This is a genomic window from Streptomyces sp. PH9007 (genome assembly GCF_059813725.1).
On record NZ_CM187440.1, the window covers coordinates 6321516 to 6339217 of the forward strand.

10 protein-coding genes are annotated in these 17702 nt (G+C 68.1%); 4 read left to right on the top strand and 6 right to left on the bottom strand.

Translation table 11 applies throughout. From position 1 onward, the window contains the following. Positions 1-94 precede the first annotated feature (94 nt). A complete protein-coding gene (locus ACTFAP_RS28825) occupies positions 95-2830 on the top strand; it encodes a hypothetical protein (protein ID WP_500467855.1) in 2736 nt (911 codons plus the stop codon). A 1028-nt stretch (positions 2831-3858) separates the two neighbouring features. Here ACTFAP_RS28825 and ACTFAP_RS28830 read toward each other — a convergent pair. The 4 genes from ACTFAP_RS28830 to ACTFAP_RS28845 form a co-directional block, all read right to left on the bottom strand. Continuing rightward, complete coding sequence (locus ACTFAP_RS28830) at positions 3859-5052, bottom strand: hypothetical protein (RefSeq protein ID WP_500467856.1); 1194 nt, start codon at positions 5050-5052, stop codon at positions 3859-3861. After that, entirely contained in the window at positions 5049-7415 is a 2367-nt protein-coding gene (locus tag ACTFAP_RS28835; RefSeq protein ID WP_500467857.1) for a Mu transposase C-terminal domain-containing protein, read from the bottom strand. Before ACTFAP_RS28835 ends, ACTFAP_RS28830 begins: the two co-directional genes overlap by 4 nt. An 83-nt stretch (positions 7416-7498) precedes the next feature. Further along, positions 7499-8212, bottom strand: a complete 714-nt coding sequence (locus tag ACTFAP_RS28840) for a TnsA-like heteromeric transposase endonuclease subunit (protein WP_500467858.1) — start codon at positions 8210-8212, stop codon at positions 7499-7501. A 115-nt stretch (positions 8213-8327) separates the two neighbouring features. Next, positions 8328-9332: a TniQ family protein gene (locus ACTFAP_RS28845; protein WP_500467859.1), complete on the bottom strand. Its 1005-nt coding sequence runs from the start codon at positions 9330-9332 to the stop codon at positions 8328-8330. A gap of 553 nt (positions 9333-9885) precedes the next feature. On the opposite strand from ACTFAP_RS28845, the gene ACTFAP_RS28850 reads away from it, so the two are divergent. The 3 genes from ACTFAP_RS28850 (at position 9886) to ACTFAP_RS28860 (ending at position 15271) form a co-directional block, all read left to right on the top strand. Next, a complete protein-coding gene (locus ACTFAP_RS28850; protein ID WP_500467860.1) occupies positions 9886-12225 on the top strand; it encodes a helicase associated domain-containing protein in 2340 nt (779 codons plus the stop codon). A gap of 886 nt (positions 12226-13111) precedes the next feature. Then, complete coding sequence (locus ACTFAP_RS28855) at positions 13112-13375, top strand: helix-turn-helix transcriptional regulator (protein ID WP_500467861.1); 264 nt, start codon at positions 13112-13114, stop codon at positions 13373-13375. 429 nt (positions 13376-13804) lie between these two features. Further along, positions 13805-15271: a UvrD-helicase domain-containing protein gene (locus ACTFAP_RS28860; RefSeq protein ID WP_500469592.1), complete on the top strand. Its 1467-nt coding sequence runs from the start codon at positions 13805-13807 to the stop codon at positions 15269-15271. A gap of 436 nt (positions 15272-15707) precedes the next feature. Here the strand turns inward: ACTFAP_RS28860 and ACTFAP_RS28865 are convergent, their stop codons facing one another. After that, positions 15708-16016, bottom strand: coding sequence for a hypothetical protein (locus ACTFAP_RS28865; protein ID WP_500467862.1), 309 nt, complete (start codon positions 16014-16016; stop codon positions 15708-15710). Positions 16017-16405: 389 nt separating this feature from the next. After that, positions 16406-17515, bottom strand: coding sequence for a hypothetical protein (locus ACTFAP_RS28870; protein WP_500467863.1), 1110 nt, complete (start codon positions 17513-17515; stop codon positions 16406-16408). Positions 17516-17702 lie beyond the last annotated feature (187 nt).

Consider the following 17702-nt stretch of genomic DNA (forward strand, 5'->3'; position numbering starts at 1 on the left):
CCCACTCTTCCGGCCCCTTCCAAGATCAAGACGAGTCGAGACGGGACGGCGTGACGGCCCCGGGAACCCCCAACCGATCGGGGATGATGATGAGATGAGTCGAGACGAGAGGCAGAAGTCGGCCAGGAGGCCTCGCAGCGTGCGGCGCCCGTGGGTGCGACCGGGGCCGCTCCGGAACCTCAAGTACCTGCTGTACGAGCTCTACCTCGCCGGCGAGTCCCCGACGATGGTGGCGATCGCCGATCGAATCGCAGCGGACGACACGATGCCCGACGCACCGAGCGCGTCCACCGTCCACCGGTGCCTCACCGACCCCACCGTCCAGGCCACGCCCCACGCAACGCTCGCCGTCGGGCGGATGCTCGCCCGGCTGGCGCGGGAGGAGGGACGGATCGACCTCGACGAACAGCGGGTGGTGGAGCAGCTCCGTGAGCTGTGGCGCCCTGCCTCGGCTGTGTGCCCGCTGGGCACACCCATCGCTCAGTGCGACCCGTCCGTGGTGGGTGTCTCGGCCGCCATCGACGCGCTTCAGCGCGCGGGTGAGGAACCGCTGCCGCAGTACCCGGTGTACGTAGCCCGGAGCCACGACTGTGCATTGGCTAAGGTGCTGGAGGAGGTGGAAGAGGGGTCCAGCCGCATCGCGGTGCTCTACGGGGACTCGGCCACGGGGAAGACCCGCGCGTGTTGGGAGGCCGTTCGGACGCTCGGGCCCAAGTGGCGGCTGTGGCAGCCGTCCGGCGACGCCCGCACGACCTTCGTCGACATCGAACACGTCGGACCCCATACGGTCGTCTGGCTCGACGAGATGCACCGGTACCTGCTGACGCCCGGAACCCCCGGCGGCGATCGCCTGGCCGACGCGCTGCGCAGTCTCCTCGCTGACACGGAGCGCAGCCCTGTACTCGTCGTGGGAACTACGTGGCTGGAGGAATGGGAGCTTTTGACGGGCGCGGTGAAGGCGCGCAAGGAGTCGCCCCGGGCGCGTGCGCTGCTCTCCGGTAATGGCATACCCGTCTCGTCCGCCTTCACTTCGGACAGGGACTGGCGCGGGCTGCGCGAGGCGGCAACGGGCGATCCCCGCCTCGCCCAGGCGGTCGAGATGGCGGAGGGCCGCCACGTGGTCCAGTACCTTGCGGGAGGACCGGTTCAGCTGGAGCGCTGCCGGTCAGCGCCCGACGGCGCTCGCGCGGTCATCGAGACCGCGATGGATGCCCATCGGCTCGGCTTCGCCTCGGCGCTTCCGCGATCCCTGTTCGAACAGGCGGCGCACTGGTACCTGACCGATCAGCAGTGGGAGGCGCTCCCGGAGAGCTGGCTCGATCAGGGGTTGGAATGGGCGTCCGAGCGTCTGAGAGGGGTACCGGGCCCCCTCACCCGGATACGGCCCAGACCCGATGCTCCGGTCCTTTCGGAACCCCACTACCGGATGGCGGACTTCATCGAGCAGCACGGACGGACGACACGGCGAACTGAGCAGGTTCCCGCAGCCCTGTGGAACGCCCTCATCGCCCATGTGACGGACCGGAACGACATTGAGCGGCTGGTCGAATCGGCCCGATGGCGCCTTCATTTCGGCTACCTCGTCCAGCTCCGCCGACAGCAAGTCGAGGCAGGGGACGACTCGGGCCTCGGCGACCTCTGGATGACGCTCGACCGCGCCGGTGAGGCGGAGTCGGCCGATGAACTCCTTCTGAACGAGGCGGCGGAGGGGAGTGCACAAGCCTGTCTCCTGCTGGCCGAGCAGGCAGATTGGGCCGGGGCGTCCATGGACCGGGAAAAGTGGTTGTGGGAGGCGGTTCACTCGGGGAGCTGGGAGGCCCGGATCGAACTTGCGGAGCTGCTGGCGGAGCGCGATGGGGACAACCCGGAGTCCCGGGAGCTGATCGCGGAGGTGGAGGCGGCGGCACAGAACGATGACGTTGCCGCACTGGCCCTTGCTGACCTCGGCCGCAACTCCGAGTCCCTGTACCGTGCGAGCCGTCTTGAGTGGCTTCGCCAGGCGGCGGATGCTGGCGACGCCACCGCCGCGCGCCAGCTCAGCTACGGACTGCTAGGTGATGAAGGGGCGCTCCCGGAGCTAGAACGGCGTCTGGCACAGACGGCAAGCGAGGGTGACACAAATGCCCTGCTTCGCCAGGTCGAGGTAGTCGAAAGTCAGGGGCGCTACGACCACGCGAGACTCCTCCTGGAAGAGGCGATCCAAAGTGGCACGCCGACTGCCGAGATACCGTTCATCAGACTGTTGCAGACGACCGGAGCGGAGGCCGAGGACGTCACAACGGCTGCTGAGGATGCACAGGCGCGCCTTCGCCTTGGTGTCAGCGAAGGAGATTTGCAAGCCGGCACGGAACTGCTCAAGCTGCTCATCCTCATGGGTCGGCACGACGAGATCGACGAGTTCCTGGCAGCTCGACCTGCCCGATGGGGGCAGAGCATGACGTGGTCGCAGCTTCTCAAAGAGGCCGGGCTGGAGACCCAGCGGATCGGCCTGCACCGTCTGTGCTTCGAGTCAGGGGACTCAGAGTCGGCGCTGGAGCTCTTCTACCATCTGCGGGCGTCCGGACAGGATGTGGAGCCCCTGACGATCGAACTACGCCACCGGGCAGATGCCGGAGACCTGTGGGCCCTGTGCATGCTCAGCATCATCGCCTGTTATACCGAGGCCGAAGACGCGGAGGCACTGGTACGCCGCAGCATCTCCTGCGGGGCCCCACTGGGCAAGGTCCAACTGGCCACGTGGCTGCACCAGACCGGCCGGGACCTGGAGCGCATCCAACTGCTCCGATACGGGCTGGCCCCCGACGGCAGCACCGCCGACCCATTCCGGTGACGAGCTGACGGTTCGCTCCGGCTCAGTCGAACTAACCGTTAGCAGGCCAGCTCTGCCGTGGCGGAAAGGCTTCCCCTGCCAGAGCCGCCTGGCTAACGCCGACTGCGCCTTGCCGAGCGGACCACGCCGCCGGGGCCGCAGACGGCTGCAAGCGGCTGGACCCGATCGCGGTCAGTCGCCCCTGCGGCTCGGCCGACAACTGCGCACAGGTGCCCGGCTCTTCTACCGCTCCGGCGACCTGCTCAAGTCATCACCTTCGAACAGAGCCTCGGCTCGATGGTGGAGCGCACGCAGGACGCACAGCCGGACGGTGCCCTGGCCTCCCACCCCGGCGCCAGCCATTCCGCCACAGGCGACCTCGACTGCGGCATGACCCGGCGACAGCGGGGCAAACAAGGACCACCCTGCCCGGTGCCGCTGTCCGTGCGTACGCGTCTACATCCAGCGCATTCCGATCGCGGACAGCAGCTCCACCCGCTCCGCCGACAGCGCCCCGGCCGACGACTCCACCGGCAGTCCCTCGGCACGCCGCTGCTCGATCTCAGCGGCCTTCTGGGCTGCTCCGTCCCGGCTTTTTGAAAGATCTTGTTAATTGATCATGTGTTGGCTATTGGACTTGCAGGATCTGGGACTTTAGATCTTGGCTGGCTGGCCTGCGGTTTTGCTGCCGTGATTTCTTCTTCAAGGCCCGGGGCCTGTGGCTTTGCAGAATCTGGGACTGCTGTTCAGCCAGTTGGGAAAACCGAGAGGTGGAGGAAGGGGTCGCCTCGACACTGTTGATCTTGATTCAGCAGGGCGATCACCTGGACCCTCCTCATGTCGGCTGCTGGTGCATGTCCTTGGGCTGCCGTTGGTTCGGCCGACTCGGTCTGGGCGGTGATCAGGGCTGGTTCGGTCCGTGGTGGACAGCTTGCCGTCGAGGGTCAGGATTTCGGGTCGGTGCCCAGGCCTGTCAGGAGGAGTACGTGGGGGCCGCAGACGCCGCGTACAGGGCACCGGGTGCCAGAGGTGAGGGGCAGGTGGCTGCGTTACAGGCCCGGCTCTTCCGTGTGGCTGGCGGGCTCCGTGGGCTTCGCCTGGTCAGGCGAGCCGTGGTGGTCTTGGTCGCTGGTGGCCGGTTCGGCCAGGGCAGGGAGGCAGTTGTATGTCGGGTCGCTGTAGCCGGTGAGGATGGTCTCCAGGAGTTCGCGGTCGATGGCTTCGGTCTGCTGGAGGATGCTGGTCTGCGCGGCTTGGCACAGCAGTTGGTTCAGGGCGTGCATGGAGCCATCGGTGCGCGCATGCAGGTAGGCAGCCAACTGCACCAGGGTGCCGGGATGATGCTTGTACAGGCGCAGGTTCTTTTCGGCATCGTCGAGCACGTTGCACCACTGGTCGGGTTCGGCGGCGGTGTAGGGGACGGGTCTGACCCACAGCGTCGGGATGCCCTGCGGTTCCAGCGTGTCGACGCCGGCTGCGGGGGCCTTGCTGCGGTGGTCGCCGAGGGCGTGGTGCAGGATCTCCTGCGCGCCGATGCCGCAGAACAGAAAAGTGATTCTCGGCAGGGCGTCCTGGAGTTGGAACAGGTAGTCGAACGCGGTCTGCCGCTCGTTGTCCCTGACGTACTCGATGCCGTCGACGATGACCAGGCGCGTGCCGGCGCGTTGCATGACGCGGGTGATGGGCCCGGTCATGTCGACGGAGCGGTGGTTCATCGTCTCGGGCGAGCGGGAGTGCTCCAGGCCGAAGTACTCCGCGAACGGCAGAGACCAGTGCAGGGCGTCGCTGCGGTCGTGCGGCACGTGGATGTACACCACCGGGTGCCGGTCTGCGTCCGCAGGGAAGTGATGGTCGATCAAGCCCTGGAAGGCGAACCCGATTCGCGCGGCGAGCAGCGACTTGCCGGCAAGGCGCGGGCCGTCGACGGCGAAGTTCGGGCTCCGGCCGGGGGAGTCGTACAGGTTCTTCACCAGCATGGTCCGGGCGAGGCGCACTCCTCGCGTGAAGTCGTCGGTCTCCAAGGGCAGCAAAGCGCCGTGGTAGGCCAGGCGCGGGTCGGTCAGCCGCACCTTCGTGCCCAGGGGTGCGCTGTCCTGAAGGCTCGGCGGGGTGACGGTGCGTCGAGCCCGGGCGAGGAAGCCCTCTTTGGTTGCCAGCGGCCCGGGATCGGTCAGGTGCAAGGAGTGCGGGGCGGCCTTGGCTGCGGGTTCCGGCCGGGCGTGGGAGCGGGCGCGGTCGTTCATGTGATCTCCTCGTCGCTGGACGGGTCTGGGCTGTTGCTGTCATCGGGGGGCGGGGCGAGGTCGCGCAGGAACAGGTCGGTGGCGCGACCGGAGAACGTGCGCGAACGCCACCGCCGCGGGTTGGGCGCCTTCGCCGGCCTGGGCAGGGCCGCTTCGGTGTCCGCGTTCGGGGGTGGGGTGTCAACACTTTCTGCGCCCGCCGGTGCGGGCGAAGCGGGCGGGGACGGTTGGGGGTCGGCCAGGGTCGCGCTGGCGAACAGCAGGTGGGCTGGGACGTTCAGCGACCTGGCGGGGCGCACCCGGGCGGGGTCGGGCTCGGGGATGTCCGCGTACCGGTCAGCAGCAGGTGCGCGTACGGTGAGGCTGGGGCCGGTGTATGGGGCTGCGGGGCGCCGCCGGCGTGTACGCCCGCGGCCGCGTCGCGTCGGCATGACCGGATCGTCGGTGGGGCCCTGGTGGGCGCGCCGGCGCAGCTCGGATACCTCCAGCGCAATGTCGCGCTCCCACTGCCGGTCCTCCTCGCTGCCGCCGGCCTCGAGTCGTAGGCGTTCGGCGGTCTCCCACAAGAACAGCGACCAGTCGTCTCCGATGAGGTCCTGGTGGACGAACTCCGCCTCCACCCAGGGATATTCGCCGCGCTGCTCTTTGCGCTGGTCGAACAGCCACACGTAGCGCGGGCTGTAGGGGTCGTAGCGGACGGGCCACTTCATGCCCTTCCCGCGTACCCCGGACGGCTCCTTGTTGTACTCCTGCAGGGCCCGGCTGTCGTAGGTGCGGTTGCCGATCCGCACACCTTTGTCGGTGACCTGTCGCCACTCGCACAGCAGCAGCTTGCGGTTCTCGGACTCCGACAGGGGCAGCGGGACGTAGCCCTCGCAGGCCACCAGTGCCGCGTACATCTGGTTCGGCGTCAGCACGACCCCGGGCAGGTGCGGATCGCGCAGGCCCTCGTGGCGGTGCTGCTGCCAGCCCAGCGCGATCCACTCGTTCAGAAGGTCCTGCAGCTCGTTGAGGCGCCACATGGCGCCCTCGGTCACGAACTTCCCGCGACGGGACAGGTCACGCGCGGTGTACCCGGCGACGTACTGGCAGAACAGCTTCTTGATCGCGCTGAACGTCGACTCGATGACGGCCTTGTCATCGGCGGTGCGGTCGCGCGCCGAGCGCACCGAGATCTTCAGTGAGGTGCACACGTCGGTGAAGTGCTCGCTCTGGTAGATGCTGCCCTGGTCGACGACCACCATCTTCGGGCGGATCACCGGACGGGCCGCAGCACCGGCCATCCGTGGATCGCACGCCACCAGGTCCCCGTACGGCAGGTGGCAACTCTTCTCTGCTGCCGCGGAAGGTGACCAGCCGGGCCGCCCGGGCATCGGCGCGAGCGCCTGGGCGAGCATCAGCGTCGCGTCGAAAGAGGTGGTCGCCCGCCCGCCCAGGCGTTTGCCCTTGTAGCCGCGCCCTGGAGCACGGGGCACGATCATCGCTGCGATGATGCTGCGCGAGGCCACATCGATCGCTGCCGTCAGCTCGACCTGGACCGGGTAGCCGTGGTCTCCGACAGCCAGGATGTCCAGCCCGGTGGAGTCGATCTGCACCACCTCGCCCAGCATCGCCGCCCGGGTCGGCGACCAGGGCGGCTCGGGCGAGCTGGCCCGCTCCTCGCGGCGGCGCACCGGCCCGCGCAGCGTCTCCACACGCATGCCCAGGTTCTTCAGCAGCCGGTAGAACCCGCTTCGCGACAGCTTCAGGCCCTCCTTCGGGAACTCGGCGCGCAGCCGGGCCTCGACCCGTTCTCGCAGCCGGTTGGCCCACCCCGAGGACTCCTCCGTCCCGGCACGGAGTTCCTCCAGCAGCAGCTGAACGATCCGCTCATCGGTGTCGCCGTACAAGTCCCCGGCGACCACCTTTACGAGCCCGGCGACGCCCCGCTCCTCGTAGTCCTGGGCCCGGCGCCGCAACGTTGCGACCGACACCTTCGTCCAGCCCAGGTCCTTGAGCTCGCGGGACTTGGCGTCCAGCCGGCTCCACCGCGACGTCTCTTCCAGGTCGTACTGCGGGCGCGGCTGGGTGCCCGAGGGCGCGCCAGGCGGCAGTCCGTGAACGACCTCGTGCAGGTGCCACTCCCAGTTGCGCATCCGATCGCGCTCCAGGGGGTCGAGCACGTCCACGATGCTCACGTCCGGGATCTGCGGGCCGGGCCGCTCCCGGCCCTGCTCCTCCACCAGCGCGAAGTCGGCGGCGCAGGTCACTGCGGATACCAGCGCGACGGCGTCCTCGCCCTTCTCGTTCAAGGCGCGCAGGTGCACCCGGGTTCCTTGGAGGGCGGCGACCTCGTACAGGCCGCCCAGCCAGCGCACTGTCACTCCCGGTGTCAGGTCCACGCGACGTCGGTCCCACGTCGCGTGGACGGACGCTGCCCGTGCCTGCACCGTTGCCTTCCCGGGCGTCACGACGCCTCCTGCCGGTGGGCTGTGTCGGCGGTCCACGCTGTAGAGACGGGGATCAGGGGCCGTTCCTGGTCGAAGAGGAGGTCGCCGCGCCACAGCAGGTGCCAGGCGTGGGCGAGGGCGCTGTCGGGCAGGCCGGCTTCGGCTACTCCGCGGACCAGCGGGCGGGGTTGGCGGAAGGTATTCAGCAGGGCCGGACGGGTCGCTGCGTCGAACAGTTCGGGGAAACGGAAGCTGGCCACCACCTTCAGCCATGCCAGCCGCACTCCGATGGGAGCGTCCAGGCCCGTCAGTGTCCACCCGGCGGCCTGCGCCGCCACCTCCAGCGCCTGGCGTTCACGCGCGCCGTCCGGCTCAGCGCGGCCCGGGTGCACGATCGCCAGCCGCCGCCCGTCAGCGGTGCGGGCGAAGAACGCCGGGCTGACCACCCCATGGGCGCTGCCGTCCTCCCAGACGATCTGGGCTGCGTAGGCCGAGAAGCAGGTAATGGCCGCGTCGAAGTCCAGCAGCATGGCCGCGTGCATCAGCCGCTCGCTGCCGCACACCACCATGCCGCCTGTGGTCGCCGACCAGTACCGCGTCAAGATCGAGGTGCGGCCGTTGTAGGCGTGCGGTTCACACAACGGCTCGCACCGTTCCAGCGGCACCGCCCGCACCTGATCCGGGCCGCCCTCACGCACCCGCCCGTCCACGTCGCGGTAACGCACCCGCACCTGCACAAGATCACCTCTCCCGTGCCGCATCCCACTCGTTCCTGATGTGCTTTTCGCGGATGAACGGGACGCCTCGCCCGATGAGGACGGCCCCGGTCCTCGCGGACCACGGCCGTTATAGGAAAGGCCGATCGAACGCGCTGGCCACCGAGCCAAAGGGCAGGCAGCTGAGCTGCTGCACCGAATCCAGCGGTGCAATCCGTGTGTGCGGTTCGAGCAGCACGGCCCGCCCCAACTCACTCCCGCGCTTTGACCCCGGACCCGGTACCGGCTTGTGGCACTCCATCCACCGCCTCAGCACTCCCCGGTACCCGGGGCCCAACTCCTGTGAACTGCGCGCGAACCAGCCCTCGTAGGAGTCCGCCGTCAGCTCCCGGCTGAGCCGGCGACGCTCGGCCTGCGCGAGGATGCGGGCGATGCGCACGGTGCGCGGGTAGGACAACAAGGAGGCGGCCCGTGCCTCCCCGAGCCGGTCGGCCATCAACCGGAGCCTGTCCGGCGCGCTCGATTCGGGCCCGCTCAGTGTGCGCGCGTCCGCAAACAGGGCGCGTGCGGTGCGGCCCAGGCACCGCTCCATGGCCACTCGCTGGTGTTCCGCCGCCAGGATCTGCGGCCAGTCAGCCACGCTGATCCAAGGGATCTGCGGATCACGGGAGTTGTCCGACCACCGTGCGTGCCGGGCGCACAGGTGCCAGGGGTCCGCCACCATCATCCAGGCCGGTTCGCCGATGCCGCGGCGGGCCGCGCACAACGCGCAGGCCCGCACGAGATAGCCGTCCCGCACCGCCCATGGGAACGACCAGGCGGGAGTTCCGTCACTGTCGTCGAGCAGGTATGCCGCGTCCAGGCTCGCGAGCGCCCGCCGCATCACCTCCAGCGGACGGCCGGCCAGGGCGGCCAGGCGCTCGGCGGCAGGGCGGTTGAGGTAGAGCTCGGTCAGGTGCGGCGCGACGGCCTTCGTGCTGCCCTGCCCGACCTCGTCCAGCAACTGCTGGACCTCCAGCCCGTTACGGCCAGCCAGGCGGGTCACGTAGGAGCCGGTCGACTCGCCCGCCATGAACCGGACGTGCAACGGCAGTTCACGCACCCGTATCCGGTCCAAGCCCGCCACCGAATCCATGATCCTCCCTCGCCTCTGCGGCCATGGCTACCACGCCGAGCGGCACGAGGGGCAGGAACAGGGAAAATAATTCGGCAAAGTGCACCGATTCTTGACAGTGATCTGCCGAATATGAGAATGGCCGCCCTGACAGCCGAATGGGAGAAGCGTTTCCTCGCGTCCGAAGAGCCGCCGCCGCAGAAGGCGGCTGAAGGTCGGCCAACGCACTGCGGGGCGCGGGATATGTCGCCTTCGGCCGCCTGGCGGGAGGCTCCTGTCCTGCCTGCTGCAACCCGGCTGAATGCTGGCTGGGTGAGCTGACGAGACGGCTACTCGGCGCCTGCGGATCAGGCTATTCACACGGAACAGCGGCCTCAAGGCGAACCGAACCAATCAGGATGACATTTACGCTCCTGAAGGCGCCACCCAAGCAGTCAAATCGACGGGAATTCCGAAGATCGCTTGACAAGGAACACCGGAAAACCGATCGAATTGGTGCCCGGAGCGGGGCACGAGTCATGCAGGCACGGCGATCGCCCCGCCGATCCAGCCGCCGGTCGCCGAGGACACCCACGTGCCCCACAAGCCCATCCGACTACGCTCATACCAACAACGCGCCGTCAGCGCCATCACCGCAGGCCTCCAACGCCACCCACGAGTAACCGTGGTCGCGGCCTGCGGCACCGGCAAGACCGTCATCGCCCGGGTCAGCGCCGACACCTACACCCCACACGGCAATATCCTCGTGCTCGCCCCCAGCCAGGATCTGGTGGCGCAGACAGCACGCGAGTGGGACCGCGGACGCCCGGACGAGAAGCACATCGCGGTCTGCGCCCTGCCCCCGTCCGGCCGAGGCGCCTTGCTCATCCCCTTCACCACCAGCCCGGCCGAACTCGCTCGCCGCGTCGCCGACCACAGCGGCCCCACCATCGTCTTCTCCACCTACCAGTCCCTGCCCGCGATCGTCGAGGCCCACCGCCGCCACGGCCTGCCGGAGTGGGCCCTCGCCGTCGCCGACGAGGCCCACCACACCACTGGCAGCCTCGACAAGAGCTGGGGCGACATCCACGACGATGCCCAGATCCCCGCGCAGCGCCGCCTCTACATGACGGCGACGCCACGGCGCTGGAGCCACCCGAATCCCAGACACCCCGGCGCGTACAGGCAACCACTGGCATCGATGGACAACCCCGCACTGTTCGGCCCCGTCGTCTTCCGCCTCGAACTGGCCGAAGCCATCGCCCAGGGCATCCTCGCCGACTACCGCGTCGTCGTCCCCGTCATCAGCGCGGATGACCTGCACGACATCCTCACCATGGCCGAGAAAACCCCTCACCTGGACGGACTGCGCCTGGCAGCCATGCAAGTGGGACTGCTGCGCGCCGTACAGGACTACCGCCTCAGCCGCGTCCTAACGTTCCACCGCCTGATCGCGGCCGCCCGCACCTTCGCCCGCACTCTGCCGCACACCGCCACCGCCTTCGCCCAGGGCAGCCAGCCCATGAAACTGTGGGCTGCCGCTCTCGACAGCCGCCAGCCCCGCTCCGAGCGCAACACCAAGCTCTGGCGCTTCGCGGGAAGTTTCTGGCAGAGCCGCACCGCCCTCCTGCCCGGACAGGCCCACACCCACATCCTCAGCAGCGTCAGATGCCTGAGCGAAGGCGTCGACATGCCCGAAGCCGACGCAGTGCTGTTCGCCGACCCCAAACGCAGCGTCGTCGACATCATCCAGACCCTCGGCCGCGCCCTGCGCCAGCCGCCAGGCAGCGGCAAGATCGCCACACTGATCATCCCCGTGTACATCCGACCGGGACAAACCACCCGCGAGGCCATGGAGTCCTCCGACTTCCGCGACCTGTGGGCCATCCTGGACGGACTGCGCACCGCCGACAGCAAGTTCTACACCCGACTGCGCCGCGGCCCTGGCCGCCGCTCCGAAGACCCCGCCCTGGTCGAGCCCGAGCGCCCCGACGAGATCGCCGGCGTTCTCTCACTACGAGCCCACCAGTTCCAGGGCGACGGTTGGAGCAGGGGCTACGAAGCCGCCATGCGTTTCTACGAGAAGCACGGCCATCTCGAAGTCCCCACCGACCACCGGGACCTCCAAGGCATCCACCTCGGCTCATGGATCGGCGAGCAGCGCAACCGCTACGCCAAGGGCACCCTCGACCCCGACCAGGCCTTCGCCCTGTACGCGCTGCGCATCTCCTGGCCCCATCCACCCGGTAGCTTCGAACACAACCTCGCCCTAGCCCGCGACTACGCGACCGCCCACCACACCCTCGCAGTCACGGCTGATACCCCCGGAGTGGACAGCAGCCTGACCGAGTGGCTCGACCAATTGCGGGCCATGAACTGCGAAGACGCGTTGCCTCCCGAACGCCTTGAAGTACTTAACTCCATCGACCCCTGCTGGAACCCCGCCTGGAGCATCGACTGGCAGTACACCTGCGCCCTACTGCGTCGCCGCCTTGCCACCAGCACCTGGCGACCCACATACCAGCTCGCCACCAACGAAACGGATCCCTCCCTGGCCGCTTGGTTGGATCGCCAGATCGACCGGCAACACACCCTGGAGCCGGGGCAACTCGCCCAACTTGCGCTTCTGGCACGCCATCACCCGGATCTCCACCCCCACGCCCTGCTGCTGTCGCGGCAGACCACCAGGCCAGCGATGATCTTTGCGCGCGGCCTGCGTGCCGCGCGCAAGTTTCTCCGACGTGAAGGCCATCTCCAGGTCCCCGACGGACATGTCGAGACCGTCGATGTTGACCATGTCAGACTGGATACCTGGATCGAGCGGCGCCAGCGCGACGCCGCCCAGCTCACCCCTCAGCAAATCGCGGCACTCGACGCACTCGGCCTGCCGGTCGTGCCGCAGTTCCTGGAACCGGAACTCCCGGACGCCGCCTGAAACGGACGTCCGACTGCTGCCCCCAGCCGTGTCACCAGCCCTGTCACCCGGGGACGGATTGCGCCGGTCGACTGACAGACTGCCCTGTTCCCCGTGGCTGCCCTCACCGTCGCCACACCAGACCCCAAACGCAGGCACCACCCAGGCCCTCCGGTCCTGGCCGTGGCATCAGAAGGTCATGTCGGGTTGGTGTCCCAGACATCGTGTTCGGCTGGGTCCCAAAAGCGCACCACACCTTCCAAGGACCGCTGGGCCTCGTCGCCGTGGAACAGAGGAACGGCGAGCGGTGGATCGGCTGAACCCAGCTGTTCGTGCTCTTTGTCCTGTCCTGAAATGGCAGCGGCGTTGGGTGTTGCGACTGCGCAGGCACGGCAGGTGTCTGCGAGCCGCCACTGATGGCCGGTCCTGCTGCGGGCCAGAACGAGAAGAACCAGGCCGTCGCAGCCCCGGTGCCGAGGGTGCAGGCGGCATCCGTGCGCCCCGCACTGGCAGGTCCGCAAGTGAGGGGCGAGTGGCTGCGCCCGGACGTGGCCGGCCAGGTGTGACAGGGCGAAGGCCCGCATGGCACTCGTGATGCCCAGGAGAGGCGCGGGAAGAGAGCCGCAGGCATCGCACACCGCAGTCACTCCCTCTCTGCGCCGTTGGATGGTGACGGTCCAGGCACGATGCGGTGGGTGAGTGGGTGTCGTCTCCACGAGGATGTCGCTCCTCCTCGGTGTCTCGCTGTGGCCGTGCTCTGGGGGTCGGTTCCGGCGTGGGTGGGGGAGTGGCCGGCGGCGGGACACCGTAGTGCAGCCTCCTGCCCTCTGTGATCTTGCAGACTCCGCTGAAAATAGGGCAGAGGTCTGCACTGACAGGGTGGGGTGCCGGGTCGTGCGATAGCTGGGTGACGATCTTGCCGCCCGAGCCCAACATGGACGAGCTCCGCCTGGAGCTGGCCCGGCTGCGAGCGGCCCGCGCATGGTCCTACGACGAACTCGCCGCCCGCAGCGGTCTCTCGCGCCGTACGCTCATCGAGATCGAACAGGGCCGCACCCTGGGAACTCTCGCGACCTGGCACGCCATCGCCCATGCCCTGGGCGAACCTGTCGGTGACCTGCTGGAAAGCATCTGCCACGGCCACCAGCCACCCGGCCCATCACAGCAGTGACCCCCGCTCGCCCGGCCATCGAGTCCGGTATCTGATTCACCCGAATCAGCATCTGCAGTCGCACGGTCGGCCAAGGAGCGAACTCCAGTTCAGTCGTGCGCGCGGCAGCGGACTCTGGCACACGAAGCTCCCTGAAGGGCTCGTGACGTCATGGTGGCCGCCAACCTCAGCGGCTCCCAGAGCCAACCAGGAAAATGGAACACATATCCGTTAAGTGCCGCATGTGTTCGAGGCTGGTGGGCTGAGTGGCTGACTTCCACGGCCTCGCTGCGCAGCTCCCGGCGCGCCGCCCCTCATCGTCCTCCTGGCGGCTGGGCTCGTACGGGCCCACACGCTTTGCCGTCATGCGGTCGCGCCTGCCTCAGCAAGCAACGGCAGACCGCGCCCCGCCGCCCCGTGCCCCTGCGCAAGACAGGATGACGATTCGTGCTGGAACCTACGGAAGAACAGGCCGCAGCAGCTGACGCTTTCAACGCGGGGGAGCACATCGTGCTCCAGGCCGGCGCCGGCACGGGGAAGACCACCACGCTGGCTCTGCTGGCCGCGGCCACGCCGCGCCGGGGCCGCTACCTTGCCTTCAACAAGGCGATCGCCCAGGCCGCGGCCGCTGTCTTTCCCCGCACGGTCGCCTGCAAGACGGCTCACTCCCTGGCTTTTGCCACGGTCGGGCGCCACTACAGCGGCCGGCTCAACGCACCCCGTGTGCCCAGCTGGAAGCAGGGCCAGAACCTCGGCCTCACCAAGCCCCTCACCATCAAGGGCCGAACCGTCGGCCAGCCGATCCTCGCCTCCACCGTCCTGCGGGCCGTCACCACCTTCTGCCACTCCGCGGACAGCACCCTCGAGCCCCACCACGTCCCCCGCCTGCGCGGCCTGGATGCCCCCGAAGTTCACGACAAGCTCGCCGAAGCCGTCCTCCCCTACGCCCACAAAGCGTGGGAAGACCTGCAGAGCCGGGACGGCGCCGCGGTGCGCTTCAGCCACGACCACTACCTGAAGATCTGGGCCCTCACCGACCCGGTCATCGCCGCCGACTACCTGCTGCTGGACGAGGCTCAGGACACCAATCCTGTCCTTGAGACTGTCTTCAACCAGCAGCGCGACCACGCACAACTCGTCATGGTCGGCGACTCCGCCCAGGCCATCTACGGATGGCGCGGCGCCAAAGACGTCATGTCAGCCTTCAAAGGCACCCAGCTCACCCTCACCCGCTCCTTCCGCTTCGGCCACGCCATCGCTGAGGAAGCCAACCGCTGGCTCGCTCTCACCGACGCCCCCATCCGCCTGACCGGAACCGCCACCGTCCGCTCCAGCACCGGCCCCCTCGACACACCAGAGGCGATCCTGTGCCGCACCAACGTCGGCACCATGATCGAAATCATGAAACTCCTGCCCACCGGCCGCCGCGTCGCCCTGGCCGGCGGAGCCGAACCCCTCCAGGCCCTCGCCCGCGCCGCCCACGACCTCCAGAACGGCCGCCGCACCACCCACCCCGAACTCCTGCTCTTCGAGCGCTGGGCAGACCTCAAGGAATACGCCGAACACGACCCCGCCGGTGGCGACCTCGCCCCCCTCATCGATGTCGTCGAACAACACGGCACCCAAGCCATCCTCAACGCCGTCGACAAGCTTGTCCCCGAGACCTACGCCGACATCACCATCTCCACCGCCCACAAAGCCAAGGGCCGGGAGTGGAACACCGTACGGATCTCGAACGACTTCGCCCCAGAGGACACCGGTGAGACCGACGCCAACGGCCAGCCGACTGCCGCGCCCATCGACGCCGACGAGGCACGCCTGGCCTACGTCGCCGTCACCCGAGCCCGCCATCACCTCGACCACCGAGGACTGAGCGCAGTGCCCTCCCCAGTTGCCCACCGCGGAACCGCTCCGTGAATCCTGCCCCGCGGTGAGGCCACATGTGAGGTAGGAGCGGTGCACTGGAAACGGGGGTCGCCCCCACCCACGGAGCCGAGGCTTTGCGTGGGTGGGGGAGCGTTGCCAGACGACGGGGGAGGCCTTCCCGCAGCGTGCGCCCGAAAGAATGCAGCCGCCATGTCCTGCCCTACGCCCTGTCTTCATCCGCCTCCGGCAGACCGTCGACACGCCGGAGGCTGAGCATGCCCGTACCGGCGAAGAGGCGCTGCCTCAGCCTCACCCGAGCTCGCACGGTGGCCATGCAGTCGGTAGACGAGCTCATCCGGTGCTTGCGATACGCGAGCTCTGCGCCAGGCGACGTCATAAGAAAGACTCCCCCTGCCGCGCCCCCACGACCACAGAGCGCGCATGCTGGTGATCGGCGCCAGGAAGGCCCGCACCAGTGCCAACCTCATCAGCGTGCCCTCAAGGGTTCCGCAGACCTCTGAGGGTGCTGGGCTGCCGCGGGTGTGGCATCGGGCAGCGAGCCACCATTGAGGGCCTTGACCGCTTCCAGCAGGGCGAGCATGGCCTGATGCTGCATTTGAACGTTGTCGAACCCTGCGCCGAGCTGCTCCCACTGCTGAAGCAGCGGGTGCCACCAGTGGTTGCACGACTTGATCCATCGTGCGATTCGCTGCAGCTCAGCGGCCTGTTCGTCGCCGAGTGAACCCGGCTGTTGCTCCAGACGGTCCAGGACGACGAGGTCCGGGTGGTCGGACAAGCACCTCTTGAGGAACCGCAGCCGGCGAATCCGTTCCTCATCAGCGCGGCGCTGTGCGAGGACCTCAGCCGACCCAGCTGACAGACGTAAGGTGACGCGGGCCGACAGGATTCGGTACTCCCTGCCACGCGGGACCAGGGCATTGCTCAGAGCCGTGTTGATGCTGTCCTGAGCAGTATGGAGATCGGCCGCACTCAGCTGCCCGGCTCTCTCCGTGGCTACGCCGAGTACAGCGCATCGCACCTGCTCATCGAGGTTTGTGCCCCGTCGCCACGTGGGGCGCCACCGGATGACGAAGAGCCCTTCGAAGGGCACACCGGGTGTGGCAGAGGGAAGGAGTCTGGGCTGGGGACAGGAGGCAGTTCGTGTAGCGCGCTGCCAGGGCCATCTCACAAAGACCTCCCCTGGGGGGTAAACACCGGGCGCAGAGCGGGTTCCACGAGGTGCTGGTAGAAGTCCTGCGCGACGTTGATGTCGCCGATGCTGGGGATGTCACCCAGGGCTCGCATGAGTTCCATGCAGGCCTGGAACATCTTGTGCCCGCGAAGCGTCGGAACGAGCCGATCGCGAAGCCGGCTGTAGGTGCTGGGGTCGGTGGTGCAGTTGCGGATCCAGTTGGTGATCGCCGGGATGACTTCCTCGGCGGTCGCATCCTCCCCGAGAAGGTCTTGCAGAGCACAGTCCACCTCGATGTCGGGAGGTGTGTCCGATAGCAGCCAGGGCATGCCGTTGTGCTCCTGCGGCATGAGTGCCAGGAACGCCAGGCTTCCGCTCTTGCGGCTCGCCTTCGAGGACTGCCACGCATTGACTTCCGCGACGAGCCGTTCGGCTCCTCCGGGCAACTGCGCCAGGTCTCGGTAGGCCTCGAGCACCCTCTCGCGAGTGGCCCGGTCATCGATCGTGTGGGTGATCCTGCGTAGCCGCACCATGGCTCTCTTGGTAGATGAGCGGCTTGAGGAAGAGGACCGCAGAATGCTCTGGCAGGTGGAGATCACGGTGAGCGCGCGGTCGGGTTGTCCGGCCCATCGGTAGAGCACCTCCCAAGCCTGGCGTCCGACATGCTCGTCTTGGACAGCGCGTTCCATGACCAGGCTCAGAAGGCCTTTGTCCTCGCGCGAGAGCATCGTCCCCAGGACGTTGAGGTAGGTCACCCGGCCGTGACGCAGCACCAATTCGGTGATGACATCGGCCACCCGAGCTGACGCTTCCTGGTCCGTGCCGTTCTGGACGAGCCAGGCGAGTACAGGGTCGCGCATGACCTCGTAGTTGTCCCAGACGTATGCCAGAACAGCCCGGCCGTATGAAGGCTGTTCGAAGATCACGGTGTCGTGCGAGTCGACGCTGGCACCGATCTCATGGATGCGGCGCCGCAGACCACGGCCGGCAAACACCGATGCCGTGGTCATTCCGACCTGGTCTTCCGTCACACGCCCCTGCAAGTCACGTGCGCAGGCGGCCACGGAGGCCATGGGTGCTGACTGCCGCACGGCGAGTGCCATGAGTAGACAGCGGTCCTCGATGGTGAGTGACGCATCGTGCTGGTTGTGCGTTGCTGAAACCTCGCCGAACAGGAGGTCCAGCTTGTCTCTCCAGTCCGAGAGCGCGCCCGCAAGACGTTCCTCAAATGAGGCAGTCGCCTCGTAGGAAGCGCGGTCCGGAGTGAGCAGCGGCGATGTCGTCTGCTGC

What these genes read in the sequence shown, in the direction of transcription:
- ACTFAP_RS28825 (WP_500467855.1), top strand. Translation starts at nt 95, where the DNA reads ATGAGTCGAGACGAGAGGCAGAAGTCGGCCAGGAGGCCTCGCAGCGTG.
- ACTFAP_RS28830 (WP_500467856.1), bottom strand. Translation starts at nt 5,052, where the DNA reads ATGAACGACCGCGCCCGCTCCCACGCCCGGCCGGAACCCGCAGCCAAG.
- ACTFAP_RS28845 (WP_500467859.1), bottom strand. Translation starts at nt 9,332, where the DNA reads ATGGATTCGGTGGCGGGCTTGGACCGGATACGGGTGCGTGAACTGCCG.
- ACTFAP_RS28870 (WP_500467863.1), bottom strand. Translation starts at nt 17,515, where the DNA reads ATGGCACTCGCCGTGCGGCAGTCAGCACCCATGGCCTCCGTGGCCGCC.